Genomic DNA, 18,763 nt, shown 5'->3' on the forward strand with positions numbered 1-18,763 from the left:
AAGATTTATTCCACTATAATGGACAAGCGCCATTGCAAAGCGCCTTTGCCGGCGAGGCGGCAACGTGCGCGGCGCCGGCGGGACCGGCCCTAGCCTTGCCTGCAAGGTCATCATGGCGTGGCCGCTGCAATCCCTTGCGCAAACCCTTGGCGCCAAGGGCTTACGCTGCTATCTGCGGCCGATGAGCACCCGCAGCTTCGACAACATCCGCAACTTCTCGATCGTGGCCCATATCGACCACGGCAAGTCGACCCTTGCCGACCGGCTGATTCAGCAGACCGGCACGGTCGCTGCACGCGATATGAGCGAGCAGATTCTCGATACGATGGATATCGAGAAGGAGCGCGGCATCACCATCAAGGCGCAGACCGTGCGGCTCGATTACCGGGCCAAGGACGGTAAAGACTACATCCTGAACCTGATGGACACGCCCGGCCACGTCGACTTCGCCTATGAGGTCTCGCGTTCGCTGGCGGCCTGCGAGGGCTCGCTCCTCGTCGTCGACGCCTCGCAGGGCGTCGAGGCGCAGACGCTGGCGAACGTCTATCAGGCGCTCGACGCCAATCATGAGATCGTCACCGTCCTCAACAAGATCGACCTGCCGGCGGCCGAGCCCGAGCGGATCAAGCAGCAGATCGAGGACGTGATCGGCCTCGACGCTTCCGAGGCGGTGCCGATCTCGGCCAAGACCGGCCTCAACATCGAGGGCGTGCTCGAAGCCATCGTCCAGAAGCTTCCGGCGCCGAAGGGCGACCTCGAAGCGCCGCTCAAGGCGATGCTGGTCGACAGCTGGTACGATGCCTATCTCGGCGTCGTCGTGCTGGTGCGCATCATCGACGGCGTGCTCAAGAAGAACATGACGATCCGCATGATGCGGGCGAACGCCTCCTATGGCGTCGACCGCGTCGGCGTGTTCAAGCCGAAGATGACCGAGGTCAAGGAGCTCGGCCCCGGCGAGGTCGGCTTCTTCACCGCCTCGATCAAGGAAGTCGCCGACACCGCGGTCGGCGACACCATCACCGACGACAAGAAGCCGATCGCCGAGCCGCTGCCGGGCTTCAAGCCGGTGCAGCCGGTGGTGTTCTGCGGCATCTTCCCGGTCGACGCCGCCGATTTCGAAGTGCTGCGCGGCGCCATGGCGAAGCTGCGCCTCAACGATGCCTCGTTCTCCTATGAGATGGAGACCTCGGCGGCGCTCGGCTTCGGCTTCCGCTGCGGCTTCCTTGGGCTCCTGCACCTGGAGATCATCCAGGAGCGGCTCGAGCGCGAGTTCAACCTCAACCTGATCTCGACCGCGCCTTCGGTCGTCTACCATCTCAAGCTGCGCGACGGCACGACGATCGAGCTGCACAACCCGGCCGACATGCCGGACGTGATGAAGATCGAGGCGATCGAGGAGCCCTGGATCCGGGCGACGATCTTCACCCCGGACGAATATCTCGGCTCGGTGCTGAAGCTCTGCCAGGATCGGCGTGGCCTGCAGATCGACCTCGGCTATGTCGGCACCCGCGCCAAGGTGGTCTACGACCTGCCGCTGAACGAGGTGGTGTTCGATTTCTACGACCGGCTGAAGTCGATCTCGAAGGGCTACGCCTCCTTCGACTACGCCATCACCGATTACCGCGAGGGCGACCTCGTGCGCATGTCGATCCTCGTCAATGCCGAGCCGGTCGACGCGCTCTCGATGCTGGTGCACCGCACCCGCGCCGAAGCCCGCGGCCGCGCCATGTGCGAGAAGCTCAAGGAGCTGATCCCGCCGCACATGTTCCAGATTCCGGTCCAGGCCGCGATCGGGGGCAAGATCATCGCCCGCGAGACGATCCGGGCGCTGCGCAAGGACGTGACCGCGAAGTGCTATGGCGGCGACGCCTCGCGCAAGCGCAAGCTCCTCGACAAGCAGAAGGAAGGCAAGAAGAAGATGCGGCAGTTCGGCAAGGTCGAAATTCCGCAGGAAGCCTTCATCGCCGCCCTGAAGATGGACAGCTGAGCTTTCGGGTCGCGCACCAGCGCGGCCTGGAACCATCACCGCCCCACGACGTTGATTCCGGCCCTTTGGAAAGGGAGGACAGCATCGTGGACAGACGTTCTTTCCTCGCGAGCCTGATCGGCGGCCTGGCAGCGGCGAGCCTCGCCTCGGCAGGCGGATTCGCCTCGGCAGCCCTGGCGGCACAGCCGCGGGGGACACCTCCGGCCGATCGCCGCCGCCCTGAAGGCGCGCCCGAAGTCGACACGAAGGCCCTCGACAAGGCCGATGCCGACTACGCCCAGTACTATTACTATGGGCCGCGGCGGCGCTATTGGCGTCGGCCGTATTACGGACCGCGCTTCTACGGGCCACGCTATTATTACGGCCCGCGCTACTACCGGCCCTATCCCTATTACCGGCCCTATGGCTATCGGCCTTATCGGCGCTATTGGGGCCCGCGCTACTACTGGTAGCCGGCCGATCCGAGGCTGAGCGTTCGCGCCGCGCAGGAGCCGGTCCTGCGCGGCATAAGCTGCCTATGTCTCAGAGCGCAGCGCCGAGCGCGCGCAATTCGCCCCGAAGATCGATCGGCTCGCGGAAATGCACCGCCCGCATGCCGACCGAACGGGCGCCCAGCACGTTCTTCTCGCTGTCGTCGATGAAGATGCAGTCCGAAGCGTCGAGCCCGTAGCGCTCGGTCAGCACGCGGTAGATCGCGGGATCGGGCTTGAGCAGCCGTTCATGGGCGGAGACGATCGCGCCATCGAAGCTGCGCAGGAAGGGGAAGCGGACCAGGCATTCCGCCCATTTCTCGCGCGAGAAATTGGTGATCGCGTAGACCTGCTCGCCCTTGCTCTTGAGTTCTTCGAGCACCGCGACGCTGTCGTCGATCACGCCCGGCACGGTCTCGTGCCAGCGCTCGTCGAAGGCCCTGATCTCGCGCTCCCATTCCGGATGCTCGGCGACGAGGAGGGCGACGGCATCCGTCCAGGACCGGCCGCGATCCTGCTCGATGTTCCAGGCGGCGGTGCAGACATTCTGCAGGAACCAGTCGCGCCTGGCGTCGTCCGGTATCAGGTCGCGGTAGAGATGGAACGGATCCCAGCGCAGCAGGACGTTGCCGACATCGAAAACCACTATGGGACTGCGCGACATCGAGCTCCTCCGATCCGGCACCGGCGATTCGCCGCCGCAGCCTTGCGCCCGGATCGAATCGCAAAGCACGGCGTTAGGGAAGCCGAATCCGCGCGCCACGGGCTGCCCGTCCTCACGCCGGCTCACGTGCTTGTGCGCCAAGGTGCATGACGCCCAAGGCGAATCTGGCGTATCCGGGGTGGCGACCGGGACGAAGGGAGCGAGGATGGCTTTGGTGGACGCAAGCTACTGGCCGTGGACCGACCGCAAGGGGCGTTTCGACGCGCTCCGCGCCGGCTGCTTCGCGCTGCTGCTGATGCCGGCTGCTTACCTCGCCTATCAGGCCTTCGCCCATCAGCTCGGCTCGAAGCCCTGGACGCAGGCAGTGCACGATACCGGCACCTGGAGCCTGCGCATCCTCGTCATCACCCTCGCGGTGACGCCGCTGCGGCGCATCCTCGACTGGAACCGGCTGATCGGCATCCGCCGCATGCTCGGCCTCTCGGCCCTCGCCTACGCGCTCGGGCATCTGATGCTCTACTGCATCGATCTCGGCTTCGACTGGGGGCTGATCGCCTCCGAGATCGTCAAGCGCTTCTATCTTATCGTCGGCATCACGGCGCTGATCGGCCTCGTCGCGCTCGGGTCGACCTCGACCGACGGCATGATCCGCCGGCTCGGCTCGGTGCGCTGGCAGCAGTTGCACAGCCTGGTCTATCCGATCGCCATGCTCGGTCTGTTCCATTTCGCCTTGCAGTCGAAGATCGACGTGACCCAACCGGTGCTGCTCGCCGGGCTCTTCGCACTGCTGATGGCCTATCGCGGCCTGAATCGCCTGGGCATTCCGCTGAGCTTCGCCTCGCTCGCCCTGACCGCGCTCGGGACGGGTCTCGCGACCGCGCTCGCCGAGACCGCCTGGTACGCCTTCGCGACCGGCGCCTCGGCCTGGCTGATCTTCCAGGCCAATGCCGACATCATCGTCTACCAGGACTGGACGGCGCTGCGCCCCGGCCATTGGGTTGCGCTCGTCGGCCTTTGCCTGGCGCTGCTGCATCTCTGGCGCAAGCCCGCGCAGCGGCCGGCGCGGCGCGAGCGTCGTCCCGCGCAGCCCGTTTCCACGGCCGCGCCGGGCTGACGCTTCAGCCCTCGCGGCGGGCCAGTTCCAACAGCGTCTCGAGCAGGACGCGGATGGCGATGCCGGCGTCGAGCTCGGTCATGTTCTCCAGCGGCGAATGGCTGATGCCCTTCTCGCAGCGCACGAACAGCATCGCCGCCGGGCAGAAGGCCGCGATCGCCATCGCATCATGGCCGGCGCCGGAAGGCAGGCGCCGCGCCGAGAGGTTCGAGCCGGTCCGGGCGATGCCGGTGGCAAAAGCCTCCTGCAGGCCCTCGTCCATCGGCACGGCTTTCGACTGGGAATAAGGCGTGATCTCGAGGCGAACGCCGCGGCGCGCGGCAATCTCGCCGAAACGCGTCTGAATGGCGGCGTCCATGCTCGCAACGGTCTGGTTGGCCGGAGCGCGGAAATCGATGGTGAAATCGACAGCACCGGGCACGACATTGGTCGCGCCGGGGTTAGGCCGGAAGACGCCGACGGTGCCGAGCGCCTGGTCATGGCCGCGGGCGATCTCCTCCAGCGCCAGCGCCATCTCGGCGGCGGCGGCGAGCGCATCCTTGCGCAGCGCCATCGGCACGGTGCCGGCATGGCCGGCCTCGCCGGTGACCCGGACGCGGGCGCGCTTCTGCGCGGCGATGGCGGTGACGATGCCGACCGCCTCGCCGGACGCCTCCAGCACCGGCCCCTGCTCGATATGGACCTCGAGATAGGCTTTGAGCGAACTCGGCTTGCGGGCGAGGCCGGCAATGCCGGCCGGGTCGCCGCCGAACTTTACGAGGGCATCGCGCAGCTTGACGCCGTCGGCGTCGGTGCCTTCGAGCCAGTCCGGCCGGTACTCGCCGATCAGGGCGTGCGAGGTCGAAAGATCGGTCGGGAACCGCACGGTCTCCTCATCGCCGAAGGCGACGACCTCCAGCGCGAAGGGCAAGACGATGCCGGCATCGCGCAGGGCCTGTGCCGCCAGGATGCCGGCGACGACGCCGAGATTGCCATCGAAGCGGCCGCCATCCTTGACCGTGTCGATATGCGAGCCGATCAGCACCGCCGGCAGGCCGGGCGTCGCGCCTTCGCGCCGGCCCTGCACCGAGCCGGCGGCGTCGATGAAGGCGGTGAGGCCCGCGACCTCCATCGCGCCCTTGGTCCACTCCGCCGCCTGACGATGCGCCGGCGACAGATAGAGCCGGGTCAGCTTGCCCGGCTCGTCGGTGAAGCGGTTGAGGCCGGCGAGCGCCGCGAAGGCGCGTGCGCCGAGCACGGCGGCGGAAGGAAGGGTCGCGGTCATGGGGCCATACTAAGAGGGGCGCCGGCCGGGTGGCCAGCGCCGTTTGCACTGCGGAAGGAGGTGCGGCCGAGACCCAACTCAGTAGGTGGCGCGGCCACCGGAGAGGTCGAAGACGCCGCCGGTGGTGAAGCTGTTCTCGGCCGAAGCGAGGAAGGCGACCATGGCGGCGACCTCGTCAACCTGGAGGAAGCGACCGCGCGGGATCTTCGAGAGCATGTAGTCGATATGCTCCTGGGTGATCTGGTCGAAGATGCGGGTCTTGGCCGCGGCGGGGGTGATGCAGTTCACCGCGATGTCCTGCGTCGCCAGCTCCTTGCCGAGCGACTTGGTCAGTGCGATCACCGCTGCCTTCGAGGCGGAATAGGCGGAGGCAGTCGGATTGCCTTCCTTGCCGGCGATCGAGGCGACCAGCACCAGCCGGCCGTAATTGCGCTTGATCATGCCGGGGACCACGGCCTGGCAGCAATGCAGCGTGCCATCGACATTGAGCCGCATCACCTTGGCCCATTCGTCGAGCGGGTATTCCCAGGTCTTGCGGTTGGGACCGGCGATGCCGGCGCTGGTGACGAGGATGTCGACGCTGCCGAGCCGCTTCTCGAGCTCGGCGGCGGCCTCGTTCACCGCCGCAGCGTCGGTGACGTCGATGCCGAGCCCGCTGGCTTCACCACCGATCGCGGCTGCCGCCTCCTTGGCGAGCTTGCCGTCCAGATCCCAGATCGCGACCTTGGCGCCGCTCTTGGCGAAACGCTCGGCGACGGCGCGGCCAATGCCCTGCGCGCCGCCGGTGACGATGGCAACCCGGCCGTTCAAATCGATTTGATTCATGAAAACAACGCCCCTCCCTGATGAAGCCGGGGCAATCTAACGCAAAGCCGGCGGGCGCGAAGGCCTGTTTTCAAGGGGAGAGGGTTGCAGTCGCGCAATGCCGGCGGCTCAGCCGGCATTGCGGAAGGCAGCCGGGCTGAACAGCGTGCGCAGGAGGATGCCGAGGTCGAGCCAGAACGACCAGTTGTCGATGTACCAATGATCGTAGGCGATGCGGCGCGCCATCTTCTCGTCCGTGTCGGTCTCGCCGCGCAGGCCGTTGACCTGCGCCCAGCCGGTGATGCCCGGCTTGACGTTGTGGCGGCGGGCATAGAGCGCGATCTTGCGCTGGTATTCGCGGTCATGGGCGAGCGCGTGCGGGCGCGGGCCGACCAGCGACATCTGCCCGGCGATGACGTTGATCAGCTGCGGCAGCTCGTCGAGATTGTAGCGGCGCAGGAAGCGGCCGACCCGGGTGATGCGCGGATCGCCGCGCGTCGCCTGGCGGATCACGGCGCCGTCGTCGGTGGTGGTCATCGTCCGGAACTTGAAGATCCGGAACGGCTCCTGGTTGAAGCCGAAGCGCCGCTGCAGGAACAGCACCGGCCCCTTCGAATCGAGCCTGACGGCCAGCGCGATCAGGAGCAGCAGCGGCAGGCTCGCGACCAGGATGGCGCTGGCGGCGCAGATATCGAAGATGCGCTTGAACGTGACCTGGGCGAAGGTCAGCGCCGGCCGCGTCAGGCGCAGCGAGGCGAGCGAGCCGACGCGCACGATGTGCGGGTTCTCGAAGCGGTCCATGATGCGCTCGGGCGTCATGTGGATGGCGACCGGCAGGTTCATGAAGGCGTCGACGCAGGCATCGATCGTCTCCTGATCGGACCAGGGCAGCGCGATGAAGACCGCATCCGGCTTGAGGTCGCGCGCCCGTGCCGAGGCGGTGGCGAGGTCGGCCGCCAGAGCCGCCGCGGGATCGTTGATGCGGCGTGCATCGTTGCTGCGCAGGAAGGCGACGTCGACGATGGAGAAGCCGATATTCCAGGGCTGATGGCGCGAGACGAAGGACATCACCTCGCTCTCGCGGCCGATCAGGAACACCCTTTCCGAGGTGATCCGGCCGGTCTTGCTCGCCATCGACACCGCCCGCACGATCGCCGAGCGGGCGAGGGCGACGAGGGGGATGCCGGCGAAATAGGTCGCGATCACCACAGCGCGCGAATACTGGTCGACGATCTTGGCGAGGAAGACGAAGGCGATGAAGGCGACCATCGCCATGTTCCAGACGGTGAAGGCCGAAGCGATCTGGCCCTTGGTCGAGAGGTAATTGGCGAGCTGGTAGCGGCCGCGCAGCGCGTTGATGAAGACGAAGATCGCGGCGATCATAGAGGCGAGCTTGAGCGTGATCTTGTCGTTGCCGAAATCGCCATAGGCATAGAGGTGATAGGCGAAGGAGGTGCCGACGACGATCCCGACCACCATGACGAGGTCGACGACCGCCGTGATCAGGCCGATCCAGTGGCGCAGTGAGTTGGCGCGTTCATCCGCGGCAGACGTGGCGGCATAGTTCAGGTCGTTGACAGTCATCATCCGGCAGCTCGCTCCCGAGCGGCCCGGATCGGGACAAGTCTCCCGACCAGCGCTGCTCTGCCGGCAAGGGTGGCAAGCGCGATGCCGACCTCCTGACGTCAAAGAGGCCCCGAAAACCTGCCGTTACGGCACGAATCCGGCATGACCGATCAGGAAGCCGGGGAGCGGCGTGTCATTTTTGAACACCCCAGCCCCGAACCGGAACGGGGCAGGTCCCCGGTCGATTGAAGATTCGATTTACTTTGGGAACGGGTTCGCCTTGACCGACCTTGCAAATGCCCCAAGACATGCGGCGCTGCCGTCACCATGGCGACGCATGCTTGCCCGAGCCGAAACCGCGATGAACGCCTTCTCCGCTCCCTATGCGCAGCCCCTGGTCGGGCGCATGCCCGCCATCGAGGCGCCGCGGCGAGACATTGTCGGCGTGGCCGTCGCGGCCCTGACGCGCGATCAGGCCCTGGCGCTGATCGAGCGCGCCTTCGACCAGAAGCGTCATCTGCGGCTGGCCTATTGCAATGCCCATCTCGCCAATGTCGCGGCTAACGATCCGGCCCTGCGCGCCGCTCTCGGCGGCTTCCTCGTTCTGCCCGACGGGATCGGCGTCGACGTCGCCTCGCAGCTGCTCCACGGCAGCCATTTCCCGGCCAATCTCAACGGCACCGATTTCACGCCGGCTCTGCTGGCGGCCCGGCGCACGCCGCTGCGGGTGATGCTGCTGGGCGGCAAGCCGGGCGTCGCCGAACGCGCAGCCGCGCGGCTGCAGGCCGAGCATCCCCGGCACGATTTCGAGGTCCTCGGGCACGGCTATTTCTCGCCGGAGGAGGAGCCGGCGCTGCTGGCCCGCCTCGAGCGCGAGCGCCCCGATCTCCTGCTCGTCGCCTTCGGTAACCCGCGCCAGGAGCGCTGGATCGCCGAGAAGCTGAATGCGCGCCATTGCAGCGTCGCCGCCGGGATCGGCGCCTTCTTCGATTTCCTGGCCGGCGAGGTCGCGCGGGCCCCACTGTGGATCCGTCGCCTGCGGATGGAGTGGCTCTACCGGCTCTGGCTCGAGCCCGCCCGGCTGTGGCGGCGCTATGTCGTCGGCAATCCGGTCTTCCTGATGCGCGTGCTGCGGCAACGTCTCGCGGGACGCAACCCGACGTGAGCAGCCTCAGCGTCGCGATCGCGACCCCGAGCTATTCCGGCGATTTCGAACGTTGCCGCCTGCTCTGCGCCAGCATCGACCGCTTCGTCAGCGGTCACGCCATGCATTACCTGCTGGTCGAGGACCGCGACCTCGAGCTGTTCGCGCCCCTGGCCGGGCCGCGCCGACAGGTGATCCCGGAATCGGCGCTGCTGCCGCGCTGGCTCTCTTCCTGGCCCGACCCGCTCAGCCTCGGGCGCCGGCGGGTCTGGACCGGCCCCGGCGCGCTCCTGCGCGGCATCCCGCCGCTGCGCGGCTGGCATGCCCAGCAACTGCGCAAGCTCGCCTTGCCGCTGAAGGCCAGCGAGGAGATCATGCTCTTCGCCGATTCCGACATGATCTTCCTGCGGCCCTTCGACGTCGCCAGCCTGTCCAGGGCAGACGGGGTGCGGCTCTATCGCAAGCCCGGCGGCATCACCCAGGAGATGGAGCGCCATCGTGGCTGGTGCGAGGTTGCGAGCCGGCTGCTCGGCCTGCCGGAACCGGCCTTCCCGAGCGCCGACTACATCAACAATCTGGTGAGCTGGCGCCGCGACAATGTCGTCGCGATGATCGCCCGGATCGAGCAGATCGCCGGGCGCGACTGGGTCTCGGCCATCGCCGCCAACCGGCAGTTCTCGGAGTACATGTTCTACGGCTATTTCGTCGAACGTCTGCGCAGCCTCGCCGATGCCGGGCACTGGGCCGATGCACATGAACTCTGCAAGGTCTACTGGTTCGACGAGGACGTGACCGGACTTGCCGGCCTGCGCTCCTTCGAGGAGGTGCTCGGGCCGGGCCAGATCGCGGTCGGCGTGCAGTCCTTCACCCAGGTCCCGCTCGACCGGCTCTGGGCCCTGTTCGAGGCGCAGTAGCGCGGTACGGTTCCGGTCAGCCTGCCTTGCCCAGCAGCCGATAGGTGAAGGCCGTCGAAAGCAGATAGAGCGCCCCGAAGACGCCGTTGAGCCAGAGCGGCCAGCTGCCATCGGCGCCGTGCTGCGTCATCACCCAGGAGATCAGCGCCGCCTTGAGCGCCGCGATCCCGCAGAGCAGCAGCACGCGCGAGCCGGTGCGCTCGCGGGCATAGAGCAGCTCGGCCTGATACTCGACGAGATTGCGGAAGGCCGGCACCAACAGCATCGGCAGGAAGAGATAGGAGGCGAGGGCGACATTCTTGCCGAGCGCCCGCGGGAACAACGCCAGCAGCAGGATGATCGCGACGAGCCCGGCGATCGAGACCGCCGCGATGGAAAGTTCGACCAGGACCTGGCGCCCGGCGCCACCGCGCAGGCCGCGATCCTGCATGATCTTCTGCACCAGCATCTGGTTGAAGCTGCGCACCGGCATGGCGGTGAGGTCGATGACGCGCATCGCGATGGCGTAGAGCCCGGCGACGCGGTCCCCGGCGAAGGCCAGCATCAGGAGCTTGTCGAGCTCGGCCTGCAGATAGAACAGGATATCGGCGGCGCCGGCCGAGATCGCATCGGCCATGCGGCGCGGATAGAGCGCCGGCACGAAGGCAAGGCGCACTTTCGGCATGAAGACGAGGAAGGCGAGCAGCGCCGAGAGCAGGGTCGCGCCGAGATAGGCGAAGGCCCAGACGGTCAGCGTCGTCTGTCCCTGGGCGTAGAACAACAGCGCCGCGAGGGTCCGCAAGGCCGAGCCGATGATGACGAGAAGGGCCGCCTCGCGAAAGCGGCGCATGCCGTTGTTGATGATCGCGACGAGCTCGACCAGGCGCCAGCCCAGCACCTCGGCGAGGATGATCAGCGCAAAGGGCAGGAGCGCGACCTTGCCGGCGAAGAGCAGCGCGTAGGCCACCCAGCCGGCGAGCAGGATCAGCGGCAGCGAAGCGAGGCCGAGCCCGGCGAAGCCGGCGAGATAGGCGCCGAGCAGGCGCGGCTTGACGGTGGCGACGCGGTAGACCGGCGAGACGAAGCCGAAGGCGAGCAGGCGCGAGAGAATGACGCCCGTCGCCGAGGCGGTGGCGAAAATGCCGAACTCGCCCAGGGTCAACGTATTCGCAACGATGAGGAAGTAGACAAGGGAGATGACGAGCCGGCCGGCGGAGCCGCTCAGGATGGTGAGGTAGGCGGCGATGGAGGCGCGGTCGGGCGACATGAAGTCCGTTTCGACAGATCGGCTGGCCCGTTCCGTGCCTCAGGCAGGGCGGAGATCGCCTCGTGTCTAGCGCATACGCGTTGAGCGACCCTAAACGAAACGGGGCCATGTCCGGCCGCGAAACGCAACTGCCGGGGATCGCGACATGAAAGCCATTTCGCGCAGGGATGCGCTGGGCGGGGCTGCCGGCTTCGCCGCGGCTGCCCTCGCCGGCGACGGCGCCGCCGCGGCCCCAGGCCGGGCGCCGATCCCCTATGGCTCGGCGGCACAGATCGAGACCTTTCGCGCCGATGCGCGCTACCGCGAGGCGCTGAAGCGGTATTGCGACGTGATCGTGCCGATGAACGACCTGAAATGGGAAGCGCTGCGCCATGACCGCGCCCGCTTCGACTTTTCCGGGGCGGACGAGCTGGTCGATTTCGCGCTGAAGAACGGCAAGGCGCTGCGCGGCCACGCGCTGCTCTGGGGCATGGCGCTGCCGCCCTGGGCCAAGGAGATGTCGAGCCGGGCCGAGGCGGAGCGCGAGCTGACGCGGCATATCGAGGTCGTGGTCGATCGCTACAAGGGCAGGATCGCGACCTGGGACGTGGTCAACGAGGTGATCGCTTTCGATCCCAAGCCCGGCGAGCCCTATCGCGACACGATCTGGCAACGCCTGCTCGGACCCGGCCATATCGAGATCGCCTTCCGCACGGCAGCGCGGGTCGATCCGAAGGCGCGCCTGGTGCTCAACGACTTCAATTTCGAGGAAGCGGGAGCGGGCATAGTGGCCCGCCGCAGGATCGCGCTCGATACCGTGCGCCGCCTCCAGGACAAGGGCATCCCGATCCACGGCGTCGGCATGCAGGCGCATCTCTATGCCGAGAATGCGATCGACAGCGCGGGCGTGCAGGGCTTCGTCGCCGATCTCGGCAAGCTCGGCGTCGGGGTCGAGGTCACCGAGCTCGACGTGATCGACTGGAAGCTGCCGCCCGATACCGGCGTGCGCGACCGGGCCGCCGCCAAGCTGGTCGCGACCTATCTCGAGGCGGTGGTGGCGGGCGGGCAGCCCAAGGCGATCGTCACCTGGGGGCTGACCGACCGCTACAGCTGGGTGCACGAGACCTTCCCGCGCAAGGATTCGGCCAAGGCGAGGCCCTTGCCGCTCGACGAGGACTACCGCCCCAAACCGATGATGCAGGTGCTCGAACGCTACCGAAGCGGCCGGGCCTGACCGAATGACGAGACGTCCCGGCCAGGCCGGACGGGACGTAGAGGACGATGCAGAGCGAGTGAAGCAGAGCGCAATGTTCACCACCGAGAACGCACCGGGCGACAGCGACCGGGCCGCGACGCCGCCGCCTCAGGCGGCGAGCGCGGCTCCGGCCGATGCCGGTCGGCCGTCGCTTTCGGTGCTCGCCAATCCGCTCTGGGTGCTCGGCACGCTCTGGCGCCGCAAGGGCCTGATCCTGCTCTGCGGGCTGGCGGGCCTCGTGCTGGCCTCGCTGGCGAGCCTGCTGATCACGCCGAAATACGTCTCGACCGCCCAGCTTTTCATCGATCCGCGCGATCTGCGCGTGCTCCAGAACGAGGTCTCGCCGACCATGGTCGGCAGCGACCCGACCTCGATCACCGCCTATCTCGAAAGCCAGGCGCGGATCATCGCCTCCGACAGCATCAAGGCGCGCGTCGTCGAGAGCGAGCATCTCGACAGCGATCCGGAATTCGGCGGCTCAGCCAGCCCCGGCCTGCTCTCGCGCCTGTTCGGCGGCGCGCCCAGCAAGCGCGACGGCATGCTCTACGCGCTTGCCGAGCTCGACCGCCGGGTCTCCGTGCGACGCGGCGAGCGCACCTTCGTGATCGACATCTCGGTGACCTCGCGTGACCCCGAAAAGGCCGCCCGCCTCGCCAATGCCCTCGCCAACGCCTATCTCGAAAACCAGGCGGCGGTGCGCGACGCGGCCGCCAAGCGCGCAACCGAGTCGCTGACCGGCCGTCTCGAGGAGTTGCGCTCGCGGCTGCGCGATGCCGAGAACAAGGCCGAGCGCTTCAAGGAAGCCAACAACCTCGTCGCCGCCGGCGGCCGGTCGATCAGCGAGGAGCAGCTCGCGCTCAGCAACGCCCAGCTCGTCGCGGCACGGACCCGGGTGACAGAGGCCAAGGCGAAGTACGACGAGATCGCGCGGACCCGCGCCTCGTCGCTCGAGGCCGGCGCCATTCCCGAGGCGCTCGCCTCGAACACGATGACGGCGCTGCGGGCCCAGCTCGGCGCGGCGCTGAGTCGCGAGGCCGACCTCACCGCCTCGCTCGGCGCCAGGCACCCCTCGCTGTTCGCGGCGCAGTCGCAGGTGCGCGACGCCCGCCGCCAGATCGCCGAGGAGCTCGGACGGATCGCCCGCGCCGCCAGGAGCGAGTACGATCGCGCGCTTGCCGCCGAGCGCCAGACCGCGGCCCGCGTCGACGAGCTGAAATCCGGCCAGTTCGCCGCCGGGCGCGCCGGCGTCGAACTGCGCGAGCTCGAGCGCGAGGTCGAATCCTCGCGCGTCATCTATGAGGGCTTCCTGAAGCGTGCCCGCGAGACCGGCGAGCTTTCGGGCATCGACACCACCAATGCCCGCATCATCTCGCAGGCCATGCCGCCGCTGCAGAAATCCGGCATGTCGCGCCGGACCATCGCCCTGCTTGGCGGTATCGGCGGTTCGGGCGTCGGCGCACTGCTGGCCTTGGCGCTCGCCTTCCTCGGCACGATACGGCCGGCACAGTCAGGCGCGGCCCCTGCGCCCGCCCCAGCACAAGCCGAGCCGCCAGCGCAAGGCGACCGGCCGCAGGCCGCGACACCGGCAGCCGCCACTCCGGCCGCCCGGACGGCTGCTGCGCAGATGCGTGCTACCCAAGTGCCCGCTGCCCAGGTGCCCGTCGTGAGGCCGGTCGATCCCGAGCCGACCGGCGATGCGCCCGCCAAGGATACGCCCGCCAAGGATAGTCAGGCCGCCGCGAGCCCCGCCAAGGCCGGCTGGCGCCGCCTGACGTCGCTGCCGGGCGGCAAGCGCCTGCCCGAAGTGCTGGCGACGACGGCCGCCCCGTTGCTCGCGACCCTGCCGGCCGTGCGTCATCGGCGTTGGCGACGCGAGCCGAACGAGACCCGCTCGGTGTTCCAGGGCAAGGGTCCGCTCGTCGACGTGCTCGACAAGCCGCAGGCGAGCTTCGCGCGGGCTGTAGGCCAGGTACGCGAAGCCCTTCAGGCTTCCGCCGGCGGCAATGACGGCCGCCGCATCCTGATCGTCGGCATGCGCCCCGGCGCCGGCGCCTCGACGCTGGCGCTGAATCTCGCCCTCGATGCGGCGCTCACCGGCAAGGCGGCGATCCTGGTCGATGCCGGAGTCGGCGCCGCCAATCTGACCACGACCTTTGCGAGGGATGCGCAGACGGGCCTCGCCGACATCGTCTCGGGCACCGCCGGCGTGGTGCGCGCCGCCCTGCAGGATGAAGGGACAGGCCTGTTCTTCCTGCCGCGCCGCGGCCCGACCACCGCGATCACCGGGGCGAAGATCAGCCGGGAGTTCTTCGGCGCCGCGCGGCGCTTCGGGCCGATCATCGTCGACGGGGCCGCTCTCGGCAGCGACGAGCTGACCCTGCACTTCGCCGAGGCCGTCGACGACATCGTGCTGGTGCTGCGCGAGGGCGAGGTCGGCCGCGGCGACATCGAGCGTGCGGCAGAGGCGCTCGGGGCCCAGGCCGGCAAGATCCGCGGCTTCGTCGTCAATCAGGCCTGAGGAGCGGCCGGTCGACAGCCCTCAGTTCTTGTCAGGCACGCGGTACTGCTCGTCCTGGACGCCGAATTCGGTGCCGAGCCGGCCGAGCGCGACCTGGGCGTGATAGAGGCCGATGGTCAGCGAGCGGGTGTCGAGCCCGAGCATCAGCCCGCGCAGCGGCGAGGCGGCGAGCAGCATCAGGCTCTTGGCGAGCACCCGCACGCGCCCCGCCCTGCCGGGCTGGCTGCGCCGCTCGATCCGCGCCGAGATCGCGCCGTTGCGATAGCCACGCGCCCTGATCCAGTCGGCTTCGGTGCGCCGTGCCGGCATGGTCTCGCGCTGCGCCGCCTCCTGCACCCACCAGAAGCGGAAGCCGGCAGCCATCGCCCTCCTGAAGAAGTCGCTGTCGCCGCCGCCGGTAAAGTCGAAGCTCTCGTCGAGATAGGGGAAGCCGAGGGTGTCGAGCACCTCGCGCCGGATCAGGTAGTTGGCGCTCGAATAGAGCATCGGGACCGGCCCCGATGCGGTGTAGTGCGAGCGGAAGACCGGGTGGGCCCCCAGCCAGGCGCGGGTCGGATCCTCGAAGCGCGGCGTCACCGACCCTCCGAAAAGTTCCGCCGGCGCACTCGCTGCGGCCTGCAGGAAGGCGGCGAGCCAGCCGGGCTCGGCCTCTTCGTCGTCGTCGATGCCGGCGATATGGCGCAGCGCCGGCAGCCGCGTCAGCGCGCAGCGCCAGGCGGCGTTGTAGGCCTTGCAGTTGCCCTGGCGCGGCTCGACGATGACCAGCCCCTCGAACAGCCCCTCGGCGAACAGCTCACAGGCCCGCTCGGCGCCGGCGCGCTCTCCGCCCTCGTTCTCGACGACGATCACTGCGAACGGGCCGGCGCCGCGCTGCGCCGCCAGCGAGCGCAAGGTGCGCTCCAGCATGTCGGGCCGCCGAAACGTCGGAACGCAGACCACGGTCTCGACATGGGCCAGGATCTCGGGCGCCGACTGCGCCACGATCTCGAAGGTTTCGGGCGGGCCTAAACCCGGCCGCTCCGCCAGTGCCTGCTGCATCATGCGATCTTCCTCGCCCCGGCAAGAACCGACGAACGGCTCCCGGGACTTCCATTGTCGTCAGGGCATCGCAGCCGATTCGCTTTAAGGTTCCGTATGCGCGGCACCGATCAGCCTCGCCTCGTCGATCACATGCCGTTGAGGTTACCGGCTGGAGCAAAGTGAGAGACGGATTCACCGATCAGATTGATTCAATCTGATCGGATCCGGCTCTGGCGGACTTGACCCGGCCGCCGGCCTGCCCCTCTTCTCGGCCACGACCCCAGGATGCGGAAACCCGTGCGCCTTGCCTTCCTCACCACGCTGATCCCCGTCGCACGGCCCGATACCGGCTTCGAGATCGCCAATGCCGCCATTCTCGATGCGCTGCGCGCCGCCGGCCATGAGGTCACCGCCTTCGGCTTCGTGCGGCCGGGCGAAGTGCCGGCCGATCCTGACGGCGCCGTGGTGATCGATGCGGTCGATGTCGAGAACGCCGTCGTCTCGAAGGGGCGCAAGCTGCAATGGCTGGGCAGCGCGATCGCCGCCTCGCTGCCGGTCGCCTGCGCCAAGCTCAGGCTGGCGGGGCGCGGACGCTTCGTCGAGGCGGTCAAGGCGCGCGGCCCGTTCGACGCCATCGTGCTCAATTCCGTGATGCTGCCGGGAGCCTTTCCGGAGCTGACCGGGCTCGGCCCCTGCGTGCTCGTCGAGCACAATATCGAGCATGTCTCGGCACAGCAGAATGCCGACCACGCCCGCAGCCCGCTGATGCGGGCGCTGTTCGCGCGCGAGGCGCATCTGCTCGAAAAGGTCGAGCGCCGGCTCTGGCAGGAGGCCCGCTTCGTCTGGACGCTGGCCGAGGAGGATCGCGCCGCGCTCGGCCCGGAGCTGGCCGGAAAATCGGCGGTGCTGCCGCTGGTTTCGGGCGCAGAGATCGAGCCCTCGAGCATCCAGCCGGTCGCGGCGGCCCATGATGTCGGCCTGATCGGCACCTGGACCTGGGTGCCGAACTTCACCGGGCTCGACTGGTTCCTGCGCGAGGTCTGCCCGCTTCTGCCGGCCGATTTCGAGATCGCGGTCGCAGGGCGCCTGCCGCCCGACATGCCGCCCGCGCCGGAGCAGGTGAAGCTGGTCGGGCGTGTGCCGGATGCGCGCGAATTCCTGCTCTCCTGCCGGGCCCTGGCCCTGGCGAGCCGGGCCGGCACCGGCGTGCAACTGAAGACGATCGAGGCGATGCAGCTCGGCGCCCCCGCCGCGGCGACGCCGCTCTCCTGCCGCGGCTTCACCGAAATACCCGCGAACTTCCGGGTTGCGGACGAACCGCGCGCCTTCGCCGCGGCGCTGATCGAGCTGGTCACGGCGGCGCGGGCCGGCGCGAACCTGCGGCTCGACGGTGCTGCCTTCATGGCACGCCAGCGGGCGGCGCTGGCCTCGGCCCTGGCGCGCGGCCTCGCGGCCGCGGTCGGGCGCTGACTATTTCGGCTTGCCCGCGCTTTTGGGCTTGCCGCCGAGCACACCGAAGAGGGGCCCGGCGCCGATCATCACCAGAAAGACCCGGATGATGTGGTGGGCGGCGACGAAGGCGACCTCGGTGTGCAGAGCGAGCGCGATCAGGCTCATCTCGGCGAGCCCGCCCGGCGAATAGGCCAAGATCAAGGGCACCGGCTGGTAGCGCGAGACCTGCGCCACCGCGAAGGCGAAGGCCAGCGTCAGCGCGAGCAGGATCAGCGTCGACCCGGCCGAGATCACCAGGATGCGCAGGATCGCCTGCGGCGGCGTCCCGACGAAGCGGCAGCCGATGGTGACGCCGAGGATCAGCTGGGCGAGGTTGACGATCTCGAAGGGCGGGACGGAGTCGCTGAGGCCGGCGACATGCACCGCGGCGGAGACCAGCATCGGCCCGAGCAGCTGCTTGGCCGGCAGGCGCAAGGCATGGGCGAGCATGACGCCGAGCACGCCGCAGGCGACCAGCCAGAACCAGCCGAGTGCCGAGGTCTGCATCATCGAGGGGCCGGAAGTGCGGTTGATGCCGAGCGAGACGCCCTCGAGCCATTGCACGATGAAGGGCAGCGTCATCACCACGAGCAGGATGCGGGCGGAGTGGATCAGTGCGATGGTGCGCGCATCGCCGCCCTTCTCCTCGCCGGTGATCACCATCTCGACGAGACCGCCGGGCATGCCGGCGAAGAAGGCGGTAACCGGGTCATAACCGGCGACGCGGCGAAAATAGCCGACGCAGAAGAAGGCGCAGGCGGCCATGAAGAGCACGAGCCCGGCGAGCGTCGGCAGCCAGTTCGGCAATTGCGCGATCAGGTCGGGCCGAAAGCCGGAGCCGAGCATGACGCCGATCACCGCCGACATGGGCGGGCGGATCACCGGCGGGGCCGCGACCGGCGCACGCGAGATCGCGGCGGCGGTGCAGAACACCATCGAGCCGAGCATCCAGGGCAAGGGCAGGCGCAGATAGGCGAACAGCCAGCCGCCGAGGATGCCGAGCGAAAGCGCGAGCAGGAAGCGCCGCCAGGGAAAGCGCCGCGGCGACAATTCGCGCACGCCGTTCGCCATGTCGGCCAGCAGATCCCGCATCGTCCCGCGTCACCTTGTCCGATCGCCGCCCGAATGCGCGATCCGCGCTGCTATACGCCACAATGGCGGCGCAGGCAGCCGCCCAGTCGAATGACGCCCCTGCCCTGAAGGCGGGGCGGCCGGACGCCAGAACAACCCTGCCATGTGCGCAGGCCCTCTGCTCCGAAACCGGCAAATCGGCGAGAGTTCTCGAACGAGACCAATAATAGGCCGCTGGCGCTGAGCCCGGCTCCGG

At 68.5% G+C, this 18,763-nt stretch carries 15 protein-coding genes; 8 read left to right on the plus strand and 7 right to left on the minus strand.

Going from position 1 to position 18,763, the window contains the following annotated elements:
- The first annotated feature begins 181 nt into the window (after positions 1–181).
- Together lepA and AC1REK_RS21060 are read left to right on the plus strand one after the other, a co-directional pair.
- Complete coding sequence (lepA, locus tag AC1REK_RS21055) at positions 182–1,987, plus strand: translation elongation factor 4 (protein WP_492270668.1); 1,806 nt, start codon at positions 182–184, stop codon at positions 1,985–1,987.
- An 86-nt stretch (positions 1,988–2,073) separates the two neighbouring features.
- Complete coding sequence (locus AC1REK_RS21060; protein ID WP_492270615.1) at positions 2,074–2,439, plus strand: hypothetical protein; 366 nt, start codon at positions 2,074–2,076, stop codon at positions 2,437–2,439.
- Between the two features lie 70 nt (positions 2,440–2,509).
- Here AC1REK_RS21060 and AC1REK_RS21065 read toward each other — a convergent pair whose 3' ends face one another.
- Positions 2,510–3,121, minus strand: coding sequence for an HAD family hydrolase (locus AC1REK_RS21065; protein WP_492270616.1), 612 nt, complete (start codon positions 3,119–3,121; stop codon positions 2,510–2,512).
- A 205-nt stretch (positions 3,122–3,326) separates the two neighbouring features.
- Between AC1REK_RS21065 and msrQ the strand changes: the two genes are divergently transcribed.
- On the plus strand, positions 3,327–4,235 hold the full coding sequence (gene msrQ / locus AC1REK_RS21070) for a protein-methionine-sulfoxide reductase heme-binding subunit MsrQ (protein ID WP_492270617.1): 909 nt from the start codon (positions 3,327–3,329) through the stop codon (positions 4,233–4,235).
- 4 nt (positions 4,236–4,239) lie between these two features.
- On the opposite strand, the gene AC1REK_RS21075 is transcribed toward msrQ, so the two are convergent.
- The 3 genes from AC1REK_RS21075 to AC1REK_RS21085 all read right to left on the minus strand — a co-directional run bounded on the left by AC1REK_RS21075 (position 4,240) and on the right by AC1REK_RS21085 (position 7,890).
- A complete protein-coding gene (locus AC1REK_RS21075) occupies positions 4,240–5,499 on the minus strand; it encodes an allantoate amidohydrolase (RefSeq protein WP_492270618.1) in 1,260 nt (419 codons plus the stop codon).
- A 78-nt stretch (positions 5,500–5,577) separates the two neighbouring features.
- Complete coding sequence (locus AC1REK_RS21080; RefSeq protein ID WP_316020055.1) at positions 5,578–6,324, minus strand: SDR family NAD(P)-dependent oxidoreductase; 747 nt, start codon at positions 6,322–6,324, stop codon at positions 5,578–5,580.
- Between the two features lie 108 nt (positions 6,325–6,432).
- Positions 6,433–7,890: an undecaprenyl-phosphate glucose phosphotransferase gene (locus AC1REK_RS21085; protein WP_327524413.1), complete on the minus strand. Its 1,458-nt coding sequence runs from the start codon at positions 7,888–7,890 to the stop codon at positions 6,433–6,435.
- Between the two features lie 340 nt (positions 7,891–8,230).
- On the opposite strand from AC1REK_RS21085, the gene AC1REK_RS21090 reads away from it, so the two are divergent.
- Complete coding sequence (locus tag AC1REK_RS21090; protein WP_492270619.1) at positions 8,231–9,034, plus strand: WecB/TagA/CpsF family glycosyltransferase; 804 nt, start codon at positions 8,231–8,233, stop codon at positions 9,032–9,034.
- Positions 9,031–9,927 carry a DUF6492 family protein gene (locus tag AC1REK_RS21095; RefSeq protein ID WP_492270620.1) on the plus strand — a complete coding sequence of 299 codons (897 nt, stop codon included), beginning with the start codon at positions 9,031–9,033 and terminating at the stop codon, positions 9,925–9,927. Before AC1REK_RS21090 ends, AC1REK_RS21095 begins: the two co-directional genes overlap by 4 nt.
- A 16-nt stretch (positions 9,928–9,943) precedes the next feature.
- Here AC1REK_RS21095 and AC1REK_RS21100 read toward each other — a convergent pair whose 3' ends face one another.
- Positions 9,944–11,173 (minus strand): lipopolysaccharide biosynthesis protein, encoded by a 1,230-nt coding sequence (locus AC1REK_RS21100; protein ID WP_492270621.1) that lies wholly within the window; start codon positions 11,171–11,173, stop codon positions 9,944–9,946.
- 145 nt (positions 11,174–11,318) lie between these two features.
- On the opposite strand from AC1REK_RS21100, the gene AC1REK_RS21105 reads away from it, so the two are divergent.
- Together AC1REK_RS21105 and AC1REK_RS21110 are read left to right on the plus strand one after the other, a co-directional pair.
- On the plus strand, positions 11,319–12,386 hold the full coding sequence (locus AC1REK_RS21105; RefSeq protein WP_492270622.1) for an endo-1,4-beta-xylanase: 1,068 nt from the start codon (positions 11,319–11,321) through the stop codon (positions 12,384–12,386).
- A gap of 58 nt (positions 12,387–12,444) precedes the next feature.
- Positions 12,445–14,925, plus strand: a complete 2,481-nt coding sequence (locus AC1REK_RS21110; RefSeq protein ID WP_492270623.1) for an exopolysaccharide transport family protein — start codon at positions 12,445–12,447, stop codon at positions 14,923–14,925.
- A 21-nt stretch (positions 14,926–14,946) separates the two neighbouring features.
- On the opposite strand, the gene AC1REK_RS21115 is transcribed toward AC1REK_RS21110, so the two are convergent.
- Positions 14,947–15,966 carry a glycosyltransferase family 2 protein gene (locus AC1REK_RS21115; protein WP_492270624.1) on the minus strand — a complete coding sequence of 340 codons (1,020 nt, stop codon included), beginning with the start codon at positions 15,964–15,966 and terminating at the stop codon, positions 14,947–14,949.
- Between the two features lie 276 nt (positions 15,967–16,242).
- Here AC1REK_RS21115 and AC1REK_RS21120 point away from each other — a divergent pair, with 276 nt between their 5' ends.
- A complete protein-coding gene (locus AC1REK_RS21120; RefSeq protein WP_492270625.1) occupies positions 16,243–17,415 on the plus strand; it encodes a glycosyltransferase in 1,173 nt (390 codons plus the stop codon).
- Here the strand turns inward: AC1REK_RS21120 and AC1REK_RS21125 are convergent, their stop codons facing one another.
- A complete protein-coding gene (locus AC1REK_RS21125) occupies positions 17,416–18,528 on the minus strand; it encodes an AbrB family transcriptional regulator (RefSeq protein ID WP_492270626.1) in 1,113 nt (370 codons plus the stop codon).
- Between the last annotated feature and the right edge of the window lie 235 nt (positions 18,529–18,763).

The sequence above is a fragment of the Allobosea sp. GW823-FHT02B03 genome, assembly GCF_058797755.1.

Excerpts from the sequence above, each read along its gene's own strand:
- AC1REK_RS21080 (WP_316020055.1), bottom strand. The coding sequence starts at position 6,324 with ATGAATCAAATCGATTTGAACGGCCGGGTTGCCATCGTCACCGGCGGC.
- AC1REK_RS21075 (WP_492270618.1), bottom strand. The coding sequence starts at position 5,499 with ATGACCGCGACCCTTCCTTCCGCCGCCGTGCTCGGCGCACGCGCCTTC.
- lepA (WP_492270668.1), top strand. The coding sequence starts at position 182 with ATGAGCACCCGCAGCTTCGACAACATCCGCAACTTCTCGATCGTGGCC.
- AC1REK_RS21105 (WP_492270622.1), top strand. The coding sequence starts at position 11,319 with ATGAAAGCCATTTCGCGCAGGGATGCGCTGGGCGGGGCTGCCGGCTTC.
- AC1REK_RS21125 (WP_492270626.1), bottom strand. The coding sequence starts at position 18,528 with ATGCGGGATCTGCTGGCCGACATGGCGAACGGCGTGCGCGAATTGTCG.
- AC1REK_RS21065 (WP_492270616.1), bottom strand. The coding sequence starts at position 3,121 with ATGTCGCGCAGTCCCATAGTGGTTTTCGATGTCGGCAACGTCCTGCTG.
- AC1REK_RS21100 (WP_492270621.1), bottom strand. The coding sequence starts at position 11,173 with ATGTCGCCCGACCGCGCCTCCATCGCCGCCTACCTCACCATCCTGAGC.
- AC1REK_RS21085 (WP_327524413.1), bottom strand. The coding sequence starts at position 7,890 with ATGATGACTGTCAACGACCTGAACTATGCCGCCACGTCTGCCGCGGAT.
- AC1REK_RS21115 (WP_492270624.1), bottom strand. The coding sequence starts at position 15,966 with ATGATGCAGCAGGCACTGGCGGAGCGGCCGGGTTTAGGCCCGCCCGAA.
- AC1REK_RS21090 (WP_492270619.1), top strand. The coding sequence starts at position 8,231 with ATGAACGCCTTCTCCGCTCCCTATGCGCAGCCCCTGGTCGGGCGCATG.
- msrQ (WP_492270617.1), top strand. The coding sequence starts at position 3,327 with ATGGCTTTGGTGGACGCAAGCTACTGGCCGTGGACCGACCGCAAGGGG.